Origin of the sequence: Mycobacterium sp. (genome assembly GCF_047975165.1) — a bacterium.
In the GTDB taxonomy this organism is placed as follows: Bacteria; Actinomycetota; Actinomycetes; order Mycobacteriales; family Mycobacteriaceae; genus Mycobacterium.
Genome location: NZ_JBKECZ010000125.1, coordinates 1 through 16,568, shown reverse-complemented (window position 1 = coordinate 16,568; position 16,568 = coordinate 1). Strand labels below are relative to the sequence as shown.

Sequence of the window (16,568 nt, the reverse complement as noted above, 5' to 3'; positions counted from 1 at the left end):
CTCATCGATCGCTGCGACGTATTCGCTGAAATCGAGGCGTTCGAATCCACGCTTGCCGGAGCGGACTGCATCGGGTGAATTGGCTGGTTCGGGCTGCACGGCTCGCACATCGACGTCCGCAGTGGTCGTCTTTGCCTCGAATATGCTGGTCCGAACCATATCGGCCCAGGCCGGGTCGTGTTCGATGGACGACACCTCGCCCGCGCGTTGCGCGAGCCACGCGGTTGAGGCGCCAGAGCCCCATTCGAAGACACGTGCCCCGGAGTGCACGTCAAGAAAGTTGGTCACCGCGGCTGCGGACTTGAATGTCCACCACGGTACGTCAAGGAGCAGAAGGTCACCGAAGTCGTAGATGGACAGCGGTGAGCGCACCCACGTGCCTGTGGGGGAACGACTCGCCCACCGGCCGATCAGCCGAAGTAGGCCGATGGCGCCGAGAAAGGTTCGCACACCACGGGCGATGGCGATATAAGCACGTTTCATCGCGTTTCGTGCACCCTGTCGCGATTGTGCAGGTAGATCATCAACTCGGCCAATAGCCCAAAGACGACGACCTGCAAGCCCACAAGGATCATCAAGATGCCTGCGGTGAGCAGGGGTCTGTCTCCGATGTCGTGGCCCAGGACCAGCTTGTCGTAGACGAGGTAGAGCAACGTCATGGTGCCAAGGACCAGACTGGTCAGGCCCAAGCCGTTGAACAGATGCGACGGCCTGCTCTCGTATGTCATCAGGAACCGGATGGTGAGCAGATCCAGAAACCCGCGCCAGAAGCGTGCTATCCCGTACTTGCTGTTGCCGGCCAAACGAGGATGGTGCTGCACGGACAATTCATCGATCCGGTAGCCACGCCAGTGCGCAATGACCGTCAGGTACCGGTGGAGTTCGCCGTACATCATCGGAGCCACGTCCGCGGCAACCTCAGCGCGCATAACCTTGAAACCCGAGTTGAAGTCCCGTCCCGGCGCCCCCGACAGAATTCCCGTGACTCGGTTGTAGAGCTTGGACGTGGTCCGTTTGACAAAGCGGTCGTTGCGAACGGTACGAGCACCGGTGACCAACCCGGCGCCATTTTCCAATTGGGCTACCAAGCGTGGAAGCTCGCCGGGATCGTCTTGACCGTCGGCGTCCATCATTGCCACCAGGGTCGCACCACCCTCGACTGCGACACCGAAACCGCGATTGAGTGCGGCAGCTTTGCCCTGGTTCCGGCCCATCGACACCATGGATATGTCCGGGTGGCTTTCGGTGACCTTCTTCATCACGTCTGCGGTGCCGTCGGTCGAACCGTCGTCGACCACCAGTACGTGCGCGGCAGCGTCGATGCCCTTCGCCGATTCGGCGATCTGCGGGATGACCACCCCAAGGTTTTCCGCTTCATTGAAGGCTGGCACCACCACCCACAGCATTTCGACCCCCTTCAGCAAATGGTGCGACGCCGCTCAACGCGACAAGGTTCGTCGGGCGATAGCCTAGCTGATCGGCCGACGGCAGAAAACCCGTTCGAGAATGCGAACCTGCGGTAGAAAGTCCTCGCCTTCGTTGACGTGGACCGGGCTCACACCGGCGCGTTGGCCGGCTGGAACACCCCGGAGCCGTCGGCCTCATCCTCGGCGCGGATCACGTGCACCACGGCGTTGATCAGTGCCAGGTGGGTGAAAGCCTGCGGGAAGTTGCCCAACTGCCGCCCGGTGCGGGGCTCGATCTCCTCGGCGTAGAGCAGCAGCGGGCTGGCATAGGCGAGCAACCGCTCGCACAGCCGCTTGGCCCGGGCCAGCTCACCGATCTCCACCAGCGCCGACACCAGCCAGAACGAACAGATGGTGAACGTGCCCTCCTCGCCGGCGAGCCCGTCATCGGTCTCATCCACCCGGTAGCGCAGCACCAACCCTTCCTCGGTGAGTTCGTCGGCGATCGCCAGCACGGTGTTGCGCACCCGCGGGTCATCGGGAGGCAGGAATCGGGTCAGGACCACCAGCAGCAGCGACGCATCGAGTGCGTCGTCGCCGTAGCGCTGGGTGAACACGCCGCGGGAGTCGACGCCGTGTTTGAGGATGTCGGCCTTGATCTCCTCGGCGATCCCGCGCCATTGCTGGGCGTAGCTCTTCTCGCCCTGACGTTCGGCGAGTTTGGCGCCGCGGTCCAGCGCCACCCAGCACATGACCTTCGACGACGTGAAGTGTTTCGGTTCGCCGCGTACCTCCCAAATTCCGCGATCGGGCTCGCTCCAGTGCTTGATCGCTTCTTCCACCTGTTGCTTGAGCACGGGCCACAGCGTTTCGGGGACTTGTTCGCGTGACCTTGCGTGCAGATAGAACGAATCGAGGATCGAGCCCCAAATGTCGTGCTGCTCCTGGTTGTACGCGCCGTTGCCGATTCGGACCGGGCGTGCGAAGTCATAACCGGACAGATGGGGCAGTTCTTCTTCCACCAGGCTGCGTTCGCCACCGACTCCGTACATGACCTGCAGCGGATGACGTTCATTGCTGTTCGCACCGGATACGTCGGCGATGAAGGCGAAGAAGTCGTCGGCCTCGCGGTCGAGCCCCAGGGTGTAGAGGCCCCAGAGGGCAAAGGTCGAGTCGCGAACCCACGCGTATCGGTAGTCCCAGTTGCGCTCGCCGTGCGGTGTTTCCGGGAGCGAGGTGGTACTGGCCGCCAGCAACGCTCCGGTGGGCGAGTAGGTCAATCCCTTCAGGGTGAGCGCGCTGCGCTGCAGGTATGCCCGCCACGGGTGGTCCGGGAAGTTCCCGATGTTGATCCACTGTCGCCAACACTCGGTGGTCTGCCACATCTTCTCGGTGGCGTCCTCGTAGGTTCTGGGAGCCGGGTGTTTGCTCCAGCTCAGCGCGACGAACACGTCGTCGCCTTCTTTCATCCGGGTGCGTGCCCGCGCCTCCCGACCCTCCAGCCCGATTCGCAGATTGCTGGTCAGTCGCAGTGTTGGGTGGGCGTCGGGCTGCGTGGTGGCGCGCGCGATGACCTCACCGTAGGCGTTGGCCGCGTATTCCCAGCTGGCTCCGACGCGGTGGTAGTCGAAGGCCGGCTCGCAGTTCATCATCAGCTCGACGGTTCCGCTGACGCAGCGCACCGTGCGCAGCAGGATGTGCTCGGCGTCCCAGTCCATGGGGGTGCGACGGTGCGTCCGCGACCGGCGTTCGATATCGTGCCACGGCCCCATCACCAGTGCGTCGCGCACGATCAGCCACCCGGTGTGGGTCTGCCAGGTGGTTTCCATGATCAGGCTGCCGGGTAGGTAGCGCTGGGCCGACGGTACCGATACGCCATAGGGGCCCAGTCGGAAGTGGCCGGCGCTGCGGTCGAGGATGGCGCCGAAAACGCTGGGGGAATCGGGTCGCGGGACGCACATCCACTCCACCGCACCGGCCGGTGAGATCAGGCACGTCGTTTCCCAGTCGGACAGGAACGCGTAGTCGGCTATCGGCGGGAACGGGCCGCGGGACCCGGCGGTGGCCGTATGTTCAGAGGTGGGGTGCAACTCCACCGGGATGCCCGGGGCGGCGGAGCCGAACGGCGCGGGATGGGAGCCGGCGGACTCGGTGGCATCGGTGGCATCGGTGGCATCGGCGGGCGGGACCATCACTCGATCATCGACCGTTGACCTGTTCGTCGTCTACATCTGGCAGCTCCGTACCCGACGGCCCACGTGTCGCCCGCGGCAGGGTGGTCGCGTTGGGTTCGGCTGCCACGGCCAATAAGGTGGGCTCGGTGGACGGGATCCTGAATTGGTGGGACGGTGTGGAGCTTTGGCTTTCCGGGCTGCCCTTCGTCCTTCAGGCGCTGGTGGTGATGCCGGTGGTCCTGGTACTGGCCTACGGCATGGCGGCAGTGTCGGACTTGCTGCTGGGGAAGGGGATCCAGTTGATACACCGGGTGCGGCACTCCGACGAGACGCTCGGATAGCCGCCATGCCTCGTTCGCACGTGACATTGGTGCTGGCCGGTCTGGTGGTGTTGGTGATCGTCATGTGGCTGCTGACCCGCTGACCCGCTGACCCGCTGAGTCGGTGTCGGCCGCGGCTGCTTTCCCAGGCCAAGTGCCGAATCGCCGGTCGGGCGAACTCTGTTAGGCTCGCTGCATGTTTGTGGCATCCGAGGACTGGCAGCGCAATGCCGCCGTTTCCGGGTGCGGTGCTTTCTGGTGCGGTGCTGCCGCCCGGGTGCTTCGCAGCGCCGCGGGCGAGCGTTGTTGTCGCTGAAACCCAGCCCGGGTGCGGTCCTGGCCGTTGCCGGGATGCTCGGGCTGGGTGCGGCTTGCAGTGGTGGTCCCAGCGACGTCGTCGGCGCCGGGGCCATGCCGGATGCGAAATCCAGTGTGACGCTGGTGTCGTATTCGGTCGCCGAACCCGGTTGGTCCGAGGTGATTCCCGCCTTCAACGCGGATGCCGCGGGCAAAGGCATCCAGGTGATCGCCTCCTACGGCGCCTCCAGCGACCAGTCGCGCGGCGTTGCCGACGGGAAGCCTGCGGATCTGGTGAACTTCTCCGCCCAACCCGACATCACCAGGCTCGTCCGCGCCGGAATCGTCGCCAAGGACTGGAATGCCGATGCAACCAAGGGCATTCCGTTCGGGTCGGTGGTGACGCTGGTGGTGCGCAAGGGCAATCCGAAGAACATCAGGGATTGGGACGACCTGCTGCGCCCCGGCATGGAAGTCATCACCGCCAGCCCGCTGAGTTCGGGTTCGGCCAAATGGAACCTGTTGGCCCCGTACGCGGTCAAGAGCGACGGCGGCCGCAACGGCCAGGCGGGGATCGACTTCGTGGGCCGCTTGGTCGGTGAGCACGTGAAAATGCGGCCGGCGTCCGGCCGGGAGGCAACCGATGTCTTCGTCCAGGGCACCGGCGATGTGCTGATCAGCTATGAGAACGAGGCCATCGCGGCCGAGCGGGCGGGCAAACAGGTGGAACACGTTACCCCGCCGCAGACCTTCAAGATCGAGAATCCGATGGCGGTGATCACCTCGAGCACCCACCTCGCCGAGTCCGTCGCATTCAAGAACTTCCAGTACACAGCTGCCGCACAGCGATTGTGGGCCCAGGCGGGGTTCCGGCCGGTGGACCCGGCCGTCGTCGCGGAGTTCCGGGATCGGTTCCCCATGCCGGCCAAGCTGTGGACGATCGCCGACCTGGGCGGCTGGGACAGCGTCGACCCGCTGCTGTTCGACAAGAGGTCGGGCGCCATCACCCGGATCTATACCCGGACCACCGGATGACGGTGACTGCCGCGCCCGAACCGGCGGCGATGCGCCCGGGACCGGGGCAGTCCGGTGAAGTCCCCGACTCCGGCGGGCCCGGCGCCTGGGCCTCCGGAACGTCGCTGCGTGTCGGTGTGGCCACGGTGTGGCTTTCGGTGATCGTGTTGCTCCCGCTGGCCGCGATCGGCTGGCAGGCCGTCAGCGGCGGACGCCAGGCGTTTTGGCATGCGGTCACCTCGCACGCGGCGCTGGAGTCTTTGCGGGTCACGCTGACCGTCTCGGCCGGGGTGACACTGATCAATACGGTATTCGGACTGCTGATCGCCTGGGTGCTGGTGCGTGACGAATTCGTGGGCAAGCGCCTGGTGGATGCGATCATCGATCTGCCGTTCGCACTGCCCACCATCGTTGCCAGCCTGGTGATGCTGGCCCTGTACGGCCCGCACAGCCCGGTGGGTCTTCATCTGCAACACACCGAGTCCGGTGTCGGGGTAGCGCTGGCCTTCGTCACCCTGCCCTTCGTGGTGCGTGCCGTCCAGCCGGTCCTGCTGGAGATGGATCGTGAGGTCGAGGAGGCGGCGGCCTCGCTGGGGGCCAGCGGCCCCAGGGTCTTCGCCTCGGTGGTGCTGCCTGCGCTGCTACCCGCCTTACTGTCGGGTGCGGGCCTGGCCTTCTCCCGGGCCATCGGCGAGTTCGGGTCAGTGGTGCTCATCGGTGGTGCGGTACCGGGCCGGACCGAGGTGTCGTCGCAATGGATCCGGACGCTGATCGAGAACGACGACCGCACCGGTGCGGCCGCACTATCGATTGTGTTGCTGACGATTTCATTCCTGGTACTGCTGATCCTGCGCGTGGCGGGCAGCCGCACGTCCGGTCGTGAAGAGGCGGCACGATGATCGCGTCGCCGGCGATTCGCTACCTGCTGAGGTACACCGCACTGGCGTATGTGGCTCTGCTGCTGGCTATTCCGGTGGCGCTCATCCTGTGGCGTACCGTCGAACCGGGTTTGGGCACGTTTCTCGACTGGATCGGCACCCCGGCCGCGATATCGGCACTGAACTTGTCGATGCTGGTGGTGGCCATTGTCGTCCCGCTGAATGTCCTGTTCGGCATACCGACGGCCATGATGCTGGCACGCAACAGGTTTCGCGGCAAAGGGGTGCTGCAGGCGATCATCGACCTGCCGTTCGCGGTATCGCCGGTCATCGTGGGTGTCGCGCTGATCGTGCTGTGGGGAACCGGTGGACTGCTGGGATTCGTCGAGCGCGACCTGGGCATCAAGATCATCTTCGGGCTGCCCGGCATTGTGCTGGCCAGCATCTTCGTCACCTTGCCGTTTGTGATCCGCGAGGTCGAACCGGTGCTGCATGAGTTGGGGATCGACCAGGAACAGGCGGCGGCAACCCTGGGATCCGGCTGGTGGCAGACATTCTGGCGGATCACGTTGCCGTCCATCCGATGGGGTCTGACGTACGGCATCGTGCTGACCGTCGCGCGGACCCTCGGCGAGTACGGCGCTGTGCTCATGGTGTCGTCCAATCTTCCGGGGAAGTCTCAGACACTGACGTTGCTGGTGTCGGATCGCTACCATCGCGGGGCGGAGTACGGCGCCTACGCGCTGTCGACGCTGCTGATGACGGTCGCGGTCCTGGTGCTGCTGGCCCAGGCGGTGCTCGATATGCGCCGGGCAAGTCGGTAAGCCGGACAGGGAGATTCACCGATGAACGACACCGGGCGCGACCAGGCCGGCCACGCGATCGTGGTACGGGACGCATGCAAGCGGTACGGCGATTTCGTCGCCCTGGACCACGTGGACTTCGTCGTGCCCACCGGTTCGCTCACAGCGTTGCTGGGCCCTAGCGGGTCGGGCAAATCGACACTGCTGCGCACCATCGCCGGTCTTGACCAGCCGGACAGCGGCACCGTCACGATATACGGCCGGGACGTAACCGGGGTGCCACCGCAGCGCCGCGGCATCGGCTTTGTCTTTCAGCACTATGCCGCGTTCAAGCACATGACCGTGCGCAACAACGTGGCCTACGGGCTGAAGATCCGAAAGCGGCCCAAGACCGAGATCGCCGAGAAGGTCGACAACCTACTGGAAGTGGTGGGGCTCAGCGGATTTCATGACCGTTACCCCCATCAACTCTCCGGAGGTCAGCGCCAGCGGATGGCGCTGGCGCGGGCGCTTGCCGTCGACCCGGAGGTGTTGCTGCTCGATGAGCCCTTCGGCGCCCTGGACGCCAAAGTCCGTGCGGATCTGCGGTCGTGGCTGCGCCGCCTGCACGACGAGGTGCACGTCACCACCGTCCTGGTGACCCACGATCAGGCCGAAGCGATGGATGTGGCGGATCGGATCGCCGTGCTGAACAAGGGCCGGATCGAGCAGGTCGGATCGCCGACCGCGGTGTACGACACCCCGGCAACATCGTTTGTGATGTCGTTTTTGGGGGAGGTGTCCACGCTCAACGGGACTCTGGTTCGCCCGCACGACATCCGGGTGGGGCGCAATCCGGCGCCGGCGGTCGCGGGTGCCGACGGGGCGGCGGAGTCGATCGGTGTGCTGCGCGCGACCGTCGACCGGGTGGTGGCGCTGGGCTTCGAAGTGCGGGTGGAATTGACCAGTGCGGCCAATGGCGGACAGTTCACCGCGCAGATCACCCGCGGCGATGCCGAGGCGCTGGCGTTGCGCGAGGGGGACGTCGTCTACGTGCGTGCCACCCGGGTTCCGGCGATATCCCCCTGAACCGCTCCGGGGCGACCGATCGCGCGGATCGCGGGCAAGCGCGACCCTCGAGCGGCCGGCCGGTGCCGTTCAGGCGGCGACGCGTGCGGCGAGCACTCGATCGAAACGGTCCAGCACCGTCTCGGCCACCAACGGGTGTGCGCCCAGCGGCGCGGCCATGGGGATGCCGGCGTCGTCGGCGAAGCGCCGCACCCGGTCGGGTACCCGCCCAGGTGCCAGGAACCACGGTGCAATGACCAGGTGGTGGGCGCCCTGGCGCCGCAGCCCTTCGACGGCGTCGGCCAGGGACGGTTCGGGACGGGTGGCGTAGGCCGTCGTCGCCGCCCAGCGCGTTCCGGCCAGGAGTTTCGGCGCAACCTGTGCGGTGCGCGTGTTGGCCGCCGGGTCCGACGAGCCGATCGCGACAACGACCACACCGGCCGCCGCGTCGTCGTGCCGGATCCCGGATTGCCGCACACGCTGCCGCAGCACCGACACCAGGCGGTCGTCTTCGCCGAGTACGTCGGCCTGGCGCACCGTGATCCCGCGCCTTGCCGGATCGCACGCTGCGATCTGGGCCGGGATGTCGACGCGGGCGTGGTAGGCGTCGGCCAGCAACAGGGGAGTGACCACGGCGCCCTCGCGACACGCGTGGAGTACCTCGGCCAGGCCGGGAGAGTTGTGCTCGCAGAACGCAACGCGCACATCGAGTCCCGGCCGCATCCGGGCCACCCGGGCCGCGACGGCGCGGGTGTTGGCCGCCGACCGGGGGTCCGCACTGCCGTGCGCGGTCAGCACCAGCGTGGTCACGAGGCGTGCAATCCGCATTCGGTCTTCGACAGCCCCTGCCAGCGTCCGCTGCGCGGGTCGGCGCCGACGACGGGTCTGGCCGTGCACGGAGCGCATCCGATCGACGGATACCCTTCGTAGACAAGCGGATTGACCAGCACGCCGTGGGTGTCGATGTAGTCCTGTACCTGTTGGTCCGTCCAGGCCGCCAACGGGTTGATCTTCACCAGCTTGAATGCCTCGTCGAAACTGATCAGCGGGGCATTGGCGCGAGTGGGAGCCTCGACCCGGCGCAGCCCGGTCACCCAGGCGGAATAGCCGCGCAGCGCCTTGCCCAGCGGCACCACCTTGCGAAGCCGGCAGCACTCGGCGGGATCACGGGCGAACAGGTCGGCGCCCAGCAGGTCGTCCTGCTCGGCCACGGTGTGCTCCGGGGTGACGTTGACAATGCGGATGTCGTAAACGGATTCGACCGCATCCCGGGTGCCGATAGTCTCGGCGAAGTGATAGCCGGTGTCCAGAAACAACACCGGCACACCCGGGCGCACCTTCGAGGCGAGGTCCACCAGGACCGCGTCGGCCATGTTGGAGGCCACCACATAGTCGCAGCATGGGCCCTCGTCCGGCCCGGCACCGCCGCCGGCACCGAAGGTGAGATCGGTCCACGCCAGCAACTCCGCGGCGCCGGCACCGTCGAGTTCGGCGGCGCCGCGCGCGGCGAGCTCGCGCAGGTCGTCTTCGGCGCGCAAGCGTGCGTGGTTCATCGCAGGTCGTCCTCGTCGGCTCGAACGGCCCACTGCGCGAAGCGTTCACCGTCGTTGCGGTGCTTGAGGAAGTTGCGGGCCACCCGCTCGATGTAGTCGCCGAGCTCGGCGCTGGTGACCTTGTGCTGGCGTAATTTGCGGCCGAAGCCGCTGTCCACCCCGAGGCTGCCGCCCAGATGAACCTGGAACCCCTCGGTCGAGCCGCCCTGGCCGTCGTCGACCATTTGGCCCTTGAAGCCGATGTCGGCGACCTGGATTCGGGCACACGAGTTCGGGCAGCCGTTGATGTTGACGGTGATGGGCACGTCGAGGATGGCGTTGATGTCCTCCAGGCGTCGCTCCAGCTCCGGCGCCAAAGACTGTGCCCGGACCCGGGTCTCGGCGAATGACAATTTGCAGTATTCGATTCCGCTGCATGCCATCAAATTCCGGCGCCACGGCGACGGATTCGACTGCAGGCCCAGGCGCTCCAGCCCGGCGAGGGTCTCGTCGAGTTTGTCGTCGGGCACATCGAGGATGACCAGCTTTTGGTAGGGGGTGAAACGGATCCGGTCCGACCCGGCGTTTTCGGCGAGGTCGGCGATCTCGGTGAGAATGGATCCCGATATCCGTCCGGCGATCGGCGCGACACCGATGGCGTTGAGTCCGTTCTTCAGCCGCTGCACGCCGACGTGGTCGATCGGGCGGGCCAGCTGCTGCGGCGCCGGGCCGTCGATCAACGGACGCTTGAGGTATTCGGTTTCCAGGACTTCACGGAACTTCTCCACCCCCCAGTCCTTGATCAGGAATTTCATCCGCGCCTTCGACCGCAGCCGCCGGTAGCCGTAGTCGCGGAAGACCGAGGTCACCGCGACCCAGACCTCGGGAACCTCTGCCAGCGGCACCCAGGCGCCGACCCGCTGGGCCAGCATCGGGTTGGTCGACAACCCGCCGCCCACCCACAGGTCCAGGCCGGGGCCGTGCTCGGGATGGTTGACGCCGATGAAGGCGATGTCGTTGATCTCGTGGGCCACATCCTGCAGGCCCGAGATGGCGGTCTTGTACTTGCGCGGCAGGTCCGCGAAGTCGGGGTCGCCGATGTAGCGTTCGACGATCTCGTCGATGGCCCAGGTGGGGTCGATCACCTCGTCGAGCGATTCACCGGCCAGCGGCGAGCCGAGCACGACACGAGGGCAGTCGCCGCAGGCCTCGGTGGTGTGCAGGCCCACCTGGTCGAGCCGGCGCCAGATCTCCGGGACGTCCTCGACCCTGATCCAGTGGTACTGAATGTTGGCCCGGTCGGAGATGTCGGCGGTGTCCCGGGCGAATTCGGTGGAAATCCCTCCGAGTGTTCGCATCGCGGCTGCGGAAACCGCGCCGCCGTCGCAGCGCACCCGCAGCATGAAGTACTTGGCCTCGAGTACGTCGGCGTTCTCGTCGCCGGTCCACGAGCCGTCGTAGCCCTGCTCGCGCTGGGTGTAGAGGCCCCACCAGCGGAAACGTCCGCGCAAGTCACCTTTGTCGATGCTGTCGAACCCGCCCTCGGCGTAGATGTTCTCGATGCGCTCGCGTACGTCGAGCGGGCTGCCGGCCTTCTTGAGCTCTTCGTTGGGGTTCAACGGGTCGCGGTTGCCCAGCGCCCATTGGCCTTCGTTGCGGGGGGCCCTGGCCGGGCGTGCGGAAGTCATACGGTGGCTCTCCTTCGCGGACAATGCGGACCTTTGCGCGCGCAATACACCGGTTTCCGGGCGGCGCAGTACCGGTGGCCAGCTGGAAATACAGGTGGACTGGGTCTACGACATCAATGCAGACAGCAACAGCTACAGATGCGCTTGAAGTCGATATGCCGCCGCACCACCAGGGCTACCCGCTGGTTCGACTTGGCGACGGTCACGGCTGACATTCTGCCATGGATTTCCGGCGGGCCACGCCATCAGGGCGAATTTCGGCTCACGATGAGCGAAACTACGTCCCTAGGCTGGTCGTGGATCGCGGGACCACCCGCGAAACCCCTGTTGACCGCACCCGGTCGCCGCGCCGTGCCAAAATTCGGCATGGCCCTTCGTCAGGCGCCGGCGGACCTGCCGGCCACCCAGCCCACCGCGGGACGGCCGTTCGGGCTCTACGTCCACGTCCCGTTCTGCATCACCCGCTGCGGGTACTGCGACTTCAACACCTATACCCCGGCCGAACTGGGCGGGGTCAATCCCGACGCCTGGCTGGCGGCGTTGCAGGCGGAGTTCGAGCTGGCGGCCGCCCGGCTCGACGCCACGACGGTGGACACCGTGTTCGTCGGCGGCGGTACCCCATCCCTGCTCGGCGCCGCGCGGCTGACCGCGCTGCTGGATGCGGTGCGCCAGAATTTCGTGCTGGCGGCCGACGCCGAGATCACCACCGAGGCAAACCCCGAGTCGACATGGCCGGAGTTCTTCGAAGACATTCGCCGTGCCGGGTACACCCGGGTGTCACTGGGCATGCAATCGGTGGTTCCCCATGTGCTGGGGGTGCTGGACCGGGTCCACACCCCGAACCGGTCCGCGGCAGCCGCGCGCGAGGCCCGGGCCTTCGGGTTCGAACACGTCAGCCTCGACCTGATCTACGGAACTCCGGGGGAGACCGACGATGACCTGCGGCGTTCGCTGGACACCGCCATCGAAACCGGCGTCGACCACGTCTCGGCGTATGCGCTGGTGGTCGAGGAGGGCACCGCGCTGGCCCGCCGGGTCCGCAGCGGCGAGCTGGCCGCACCCGAGGACGACGTGCTCGCCCGGCGCTACGAGTTGGCCGACGAGCGGCTGTCGGCGGCGGGGCTGACCTGGTACGAGATATCCAACTGGGCTCGGCCTGGCGGGCAATGCCGGCACAATCTCGGCTATTGGGACGGCGGCCAGTGGTGGGGCGCCGGGCCCGGCGCACACGGCTACCTCGGTACGACCCGGTGGTGGAACCTCAAGCACCCCAACACCTATGCCGAGGCGCTCGGGGACGGTCGGCTGCCGGTCGCGGGTTTCGAGCAGCTCGGTGCGGATGCGTCGCACACCGAAGAGGTGCTGCTGGGCGTCCGGCTGCGGCGGGGACTGGCGCTGGACCGGTTGACCGGCGCCGAACGAGACCGGGTCGCAACGGTGCTGGCCGACGGGCTGGCGGTGGTCGACGGGGACCGGCTGGTGCTGACCGGACGGGGGCGCCTGCTGGCCGATGCCGTGGTGCGCACCCTGCTGGGCTGAACGGCCGCCGGGGCTGGCGAACGCGCTGGTCGCCGAGATATGGGTGACCACGGTACATCCGGCGCGGGACTTTGGTCCCTAGTACGGCTGGTCGCTCGGGGGCCACTCTTTGCCAGAGTGGCATTCACTGTCGCGGTACCGGGGTTCGGGATCGGAGGGGAATGCCGAACCGCACGAGAGGGAGGTTTTCCGGGAGTGGTTTCAGCTGAACCGTTGCGGGAACCCCCTGCTGTCACCGTAGTGTCCGGTGGTCGGCTCACCGGCGTCCGCGCCGAGCAGATCGAGCGCGCCGTGCAGCGCCTGTTGTCCCGGCGTGAGGTAACCGGGGGCGCCAGGGTCCGGGTAAAGACCGGGCGATGCGGCCGGGGGCCGATGGTGGTGCAGGTGAACTTCCGAGTCGGGGAACAGCCGGCCCGCGTGGTCGCGGTCACCGGCGGTGTCGACGACCTCGCGCCTGCGCTGGCCCGGCTGGATCGGCAGCTCGCGCGAATGTGTGCACCCTGGCGGCCCCGGGTGTCGCCCGACCGAACCCGCGAACCGATGACGGTGCCGTGCGACGCGGTCCTGACGAGGCGCAAATCGGTTGTGCTGCAGCGCCTTACCCCGCTGCAAGCGGCGCAGGTGATGGATGCGATGGACTACGACGCGCACGTGTTCGCCGATGCCGACACCGGCGAAGACGCTCTGGTCTATCGGGCGGGGCCTTCCCGATTGCGGTTGACCCGGCAATATCATGTGTGCCCGCCCGGATGGGCGCCGTCATCGGCCAACTCGGACAGTCCGGTCCCGCTGATCATGAATCCCGTTGTGCCACCTGTGCTCACCGAGGGCGAGGCGCTGCGCCGGGTCCGGGACTATGGCTTGCAGCGATTGTTTTTCACCGACGAGATCACCGGCCGCGGCAACCTGCTGTACCCGCGTCACGACGGTAACCTCGGATTGATAAGTCCTTCGCCTGCCGGCTATTCGAACAGCAATGGATGATTGGGAGAAGTCATGCCAAAAGAAATGACCAATATGCAATTGCTCCAAGAGCTGGAGCCGGTGGCAGAGGATCTGCTCAATCGCCACCTGAGGGTATTCAAGGAATGGAATCCGCACGACTACATCCCGTGGTCGGACGGGAAGAACTTTTACACCCTGGACGGCCAGGACTGGGAGCCCGGCCAGAGTCAGTTGTCCGATGTCGCACAGGTCGCGATGGTGCAGAACCTGCTGACCGAGGACAACCTCCCATCGTATCACCGCGAGATCGCGATGAACTTCTCCATCGACGGCGCGTGGGGGCAGTGGGTCAACCGCTGGACGGCCGAGGAGAACCGGCACAGCACCGCACTGCGCGACTATCTGGTGGTCACCCGCGCCGTCGATCCGGTGGAGCTGGAGAAGCTGCGGATGGAGCAGATGACCCGGGGTTTCAGCCCGGGACAGAACCAGCAGGGCGATCTGTTCGCCGAGAGCCTGTTCGACTCGGTGATGTACGTCTCGTTCCAGGAACTGGCGACCCGCGTCTCGCACCGCAACACCGGCAAGGCGTGCAGCGACGACATCGCCGACCGCCTGCTCGCCAGGGTCTCGGCGGACGAGAACCTGCACATGATCTTCTACCGCGACGTCAGCGCGGCGGGCCTGGACATCGCCCCCAACCAGGCGATGAAGTCGGTGCACCGCATTCTGCGCAACTTCAAGATGCCCGGATTCACGGTGCCGGAATTCCGGCGCAAGGCGGTGATCATCGCGGTCGGCGGCGTCTACGATCCGCGAATCCACCTCGACGAGGTTGTCATGCCGGTGCTGCGCAAATGGCGGATCTTCGAACGCGAGGATTTCACCGGTGAAGCCGCTTGGATGCGCGACGACCTCGCCGTGATGATCAAGGAACTCGAGGAAACCTGCGAGAAGTTCGAGGAATCCAAGCATCGCTACATCGAGCGGGAAGCACGCAAGCAGGAGCGCATCACGGCCAAATCGGTGCTCAAGACTCAGGGGACCCTGACGCTGAGTCGTCACTGATCCCAGCCTTCCAGCCTCCCAGTGCCTCGGCGTGGCCCCGGCGGCCCTGGTGTTAAATGCGGTTGAGGTCGGAGTGCCACCGATGTCGACGAGTGAGAGGCACTGGGAATGGAACTGGCCGCCGTGCTGGCAGCCGTGGCTGCTGCGACGTTGGTTGCGGTTGTGATTGTGGGCGCTCGCAAGCGCCGGCAGGCCGAGTTCGCCGGCATGTTGGAGCAGCGCGGCTGGATGTCACTGCGCGCCGGCGAAACCACAACGGTGACCCCGCGATCCGGCGGCTGGGTGGTGCGGATGACGCGGTCCTATGCGGCCCAGCAGTCGACCAGAACCCACATCGTCACCAGCAGCTGGAGTTCCCCCAGTCCGAAGACCGCGGTCGGTTCTGCGCTGGTCGGTCCGAGCCCACCCGGGCCGCTGCGAGAGCTGGCTGTGGGATTGCTGGGATCGATGCCCGACAGGATGGCCGGCTGGCTGGGCATGGACCGTCTCGACGACGGAAAGCGGCTGCGTCCCAAAGATATCGACGACCAGCGGCTGCTTGCCCTGGCCACCGACGACATGGCTGATGTCGGCCGGATGTTGGTGCTGGCGAGTACCGTCGAAGACTGGTGTGCCCGGCATCCCGCCGAACGTGAGCAACCTGTTGTGTCGATCTCGGGTGAGGGCGTGCAGGTTCGAGTGCGCTGCGACGTCTTGAGCTCCGCAACGTTTCTGCAGGATTTCGTGGCCTTCGGGCAGCGGTGTCAGGCGCTTCTGGCGAACGCATGGCGCTGATCGCGGCCTGGACCGCGGTCGCCATGGTCACCGCTGCCCTGCTGTACCGATGGCGGCGCTCGGCGTGGCGGTCGTGTGGTGTCGTGCTGTGCGCGGGCCCGATGCTGGCGATGACCTTCTTACTCACCGGCCCCAGTGCATCGTTTGTTTTCGCGCGCGCCGCCGCGACCGGTGCCGGCACTGTCATCGTCGCGGTATTGGCCCAGCCGGTGGTCACCAAGGTGCTGCCCCGATTGGAGCGCAGGGCCGACCGGTGGTCGGCCGCGATACTGTGCGCGATGCTGGCGGTCGGCTTCGGTGCCGTTGGGTTGATGATGTGGCGGGTCGCCGATGATGGACTCCAACTTGCCGACGTGCCCGTCGTACGCACCGGCGAAGAGGTTCTCGCACGGTGGAACAGGCCGCCGAGCACCAGGATTTACGGGGTTCTGGCGGTGGTGCGTCTGGGTGCGGCGGATACCGCGACAGATTCCGGTACGTCCCAGCGCGACGTATTGGCCAGCTTCGATTGCGGTTCGCACAGCATTTCTTCGTCGCGAGTGACCAGTTGGCTGCCGTCCAGTTTCACGGTGACCTTCGCCGACGGCACCCAGGGGTGGGCGCAGGGCATATCCACTGTCGGCAAGGCGTGGAACTGGCCGTACAGCGGACGGCGCCAAGACGAGTGTGCACTGCACGTCGGTGACCCGGTGATCTTCTGGGGTGATCCGGGCGCCATGCACCCCGCCGGCAGTGACCAGCGGCTACCGGCAATCAACGATGTGCGGGTGCTCGCCTACGGTGACCTGGAAAAGTTTCGTGGGAAGTTCGTGGTTGCGGCGCAGCGGACGGGACGAGCCGCGCTGGTCATCGCAGCCCTCAACGGGCTGCTGACGATGGCGATGGCGATCGCGGGCGGGCTGAGCTACCGGCGCCTGAATCGCGACGGGACCGCCGGAGCTCCCCGAATCACGTGGAGCCGCGCCTGAGCGGCCGGGCGGCACCGGCGCAGCTCCGCGAACGTGACCGGGTGGCCATTCAAAGCGCATCCATAGCTGCGACCCAGCCACCGCTATACCGATGCGGGCAGGCTCGGCCGTAACG

General features: G+C 66.5%; 16 protein-coding genes and 1 pseudogene. 10 read left to right on the top strand and 7 right to left on the bottom strand.

Annotated features, from left to right (window positions below):
* The 3 genes and pseudogenes from ACK5M9_RS12630 to ACK5M9_RS12620 all read right to left on the bottom strand — a co-directional run.
* Nucleotides 1–483: hypothetical protein (locus ACK5M9_RS12630; protein WP_416893512.1), on the bottom strand; the 483-nt coding region annotated here is incomplete at its 3' end.
* Nucleotides 480–1,406, bottom strand: coding sequence for a glycosyltransferase (locus ACK5M9_RS12625; RefSeq protein ID WP_416893511.1), 927 nt, complete (start codon nt 1,404–1,406; stop codon nt 480–482). The genes ACK5M9_RS12625 and ACK5M9_RS12630, both read right to left, overlap by 4 nt.
* A gap of 149 nt (nt 1,407–1,555) precedes the next feature.
* Nucleotides 1,556–3,460: pseudogene (locus ACK5M9_RS12620) on the bottom strand (glycoside hydrolase family 15 protein); the annotation flags it as partial.
* Nucleotides 3,461–3,726: 266 nt separating this feature from the next.
* Between ACK5M9_RS12620 and ACK5M9_RS12615 the strand changes: the two are divergent.
* The 5 genes from ACK5M9_RS12615 (at nt 3,727) to ACK5M9_RS12595 (ending at nt 7,960) form a co-directional block, all read left to right on the top strand.
* On the top strand, nt 3,727–3,921 hold the full coding sequence (locus ACK5M9_RS12615) for a hypothetical protein (RefSeq protein ID WP_416893510.1): 195 nt from the start codon (nt 3,727–3,729) through the stop codon (nt 3,919–3,921).
* Nucleotides 3,922–4,251: 330 nt separating this feature from the next.
* A complete protein-coding gene (locus ACK5M9_RS12610; RefSeq protein WP_416893514.1) occupies nt 4,252–5,232 on the top strand; it encodes an extracellular solute-binding protein in 981 nt (326 codons plus the stop codon).
* A 29-nt stretch (nt 5,233–5,261) separates the two neighbouring features.
* Nucleotides 5,262–6,110: a sulfate ABC transporter permease subunit CysT gene (gene cysT / locus ACK5M9_RS12605; protein WP_416893513.1), complete on the top strand. Its 849-nt coding sequence runs from the start codon at nt 5,262–5,264 to the stop codon at nt 6,108–6,110.
* Complete coding sequence (gene cysW / locus ACK5M9_RS12600; protein ID WP_416893509.1) at nt 6,107–6,913, top strand: sulfate ABC transporter permease subunit CysW; 807 nt, start codon at nt 6,107–6,109, stop codon at nt 6,911–6,913. The genes cysT and cysW overlap by 4 nt, the downstream gene beginning before the upstream one ends.
* 21 nt (nt 6,914–6,934) lie before the next feature.
* On the top strand, nt 6,935–7,960 hold the full coding sequence (locus tag ACK5M9_RS12595; RefSeq protein ID WP_416893508.1) for a sulfate/molybdate ABC transporter ATP-binding protein: 1,026 nt from the start codon (nt 6,935–6,937) through the stop codon (nt 7,958–7,960).
* A gap of 69 nt (nt 7,961–8,029) precedes the next feature.
* On the opposite strand, the gene ACK5M9_RS12590 is transcribed toward ACK5M9_RS12595, so the two are convergent.
* From ACK5M9_RS12590 to ACK5M9_RS12575, 4 genes are all read right to left on the bottom strand, one after another.
* Nucleotides 8,030–8,767, bottom strand: coding sequence for a sirohydrochlorin chelatase (locus ACK5M9_RS12590; protein ID WP_416893507.1), 738 nt, complete (start codon nt 8,765–8,767; stop codon nt 8,030–8,032).
* A complete protein-coding gene (locus ACK5M9_RS12585) occupies nt 8,746–9,492 on the bottom strand; it encodes a phosphoadenylyl-sulfate reductase (protein WP_416893506.1) in 747 nt (248 codons plus the stop codon). The genes ACK5M9_RS12590 and ACK5M9_RS12585 overlap by 22 nt, the downstream gene beginning before the upstream one ends.
* Nucleotides 9,489–11,159 (bottom strand): nitrite/sulfite reductase, encoded by a 1,671-nt coding sequence (locus ACK5M9_RS12580; protein WP_416893505.1) that lies wholly within the window; start codon nt 11,157–11,159, stop codon nt 9,489–9,491. The genes ACK5M9_RS12585 and ACK5M9_RS12580 overlap by 4 nt, the downstream gene beginning before the upstream one ends.
* 113 nt (nt 11,160–11,272) lie before the next feature.
* A complete protein-coding gene (locus ACK5M9_RS12575; RefSeq protein WP_416893504.1) occupies nt 11,273–11,374 on the bottom strand; it encodes an Ms4527A family Cys-rich leader peptide in 102 nt (33 codons plus the stop codon).
* 151 nt (nt 11,375–11,525) lie between these two features.
* Here ACK5M9_RS12575 and hemW point away from each other — a divergent pair, with 151 nt between their 5' ends.
* From hemW to ACK5M9_RS12550, 5 genes are all read left to right on the top strand, one after another.
* Nucleotides 11,526–12,698, top strand: a complete 1,173-nt coding sequence (gene hemW / locus ACK5M9_RS12570; RefSeq protein WP_416893503.1) for a radical SAM family heme chaperone HemW — start codon at nt 11,526–11,528, stop codon at nt 12,696–12,698.
* Between the two features lie 195 nt (nt 12,699–12,893).
* Complete coding sequence (locus ACK5M9_RS12565) at nt 12,894–13,682, top strand: sigma 54 modulation/S30EA ribosomal C-terminal domain-containing protein (protein WP_416893502.1); 789 nt, start codon at nt 12,894–12,896, stop codon at nt 13,680–13,682.
* Between the two features lie 12 nt (nt 13,683–13,694).
* The gene (locus ACK5M9_RS12560; RefSeq protein ID WP_416893501.1) at nt 13,695–14,711 is read left to right on the top strand and encodes an acyl-ACP desaturase; all 1,017 of its coding nucleotides are present in this window, start codon (nt 13,695–13,697) and stop codon (nt 14,709–14,711) included.
* Nucleotides 14,712–14,819: 108 nt separating this feature from the next.
* Nucleotides 14,820–15,485: a hypothetical protein gene (locus ACK5M9_RS12555; protein ID WP_416893500.1), complete on the top strand. Its 666-nt coding sequence runs from the start codon at nt 14,820–14,822 to the stop codon at nt 15,483–15,485.
* Nucleotides 15,452–16,453, top strand: a complete 1,002-nt coding sequence (locus ACK5M9_RS12550; protein ID WP_416893499.1) for a hypothetical protein — start codon at nt 15,452–15,454, stop codon at nt 16,451–16,453. The genes ACK5M9_RS12555 and ACK5M9_RS12550 overlap by 34 nt, the downstream gene beginning before the upstream one ends.
* Nucleotides 16,454–16,568 lie beyond the last annotated feature (115 nt).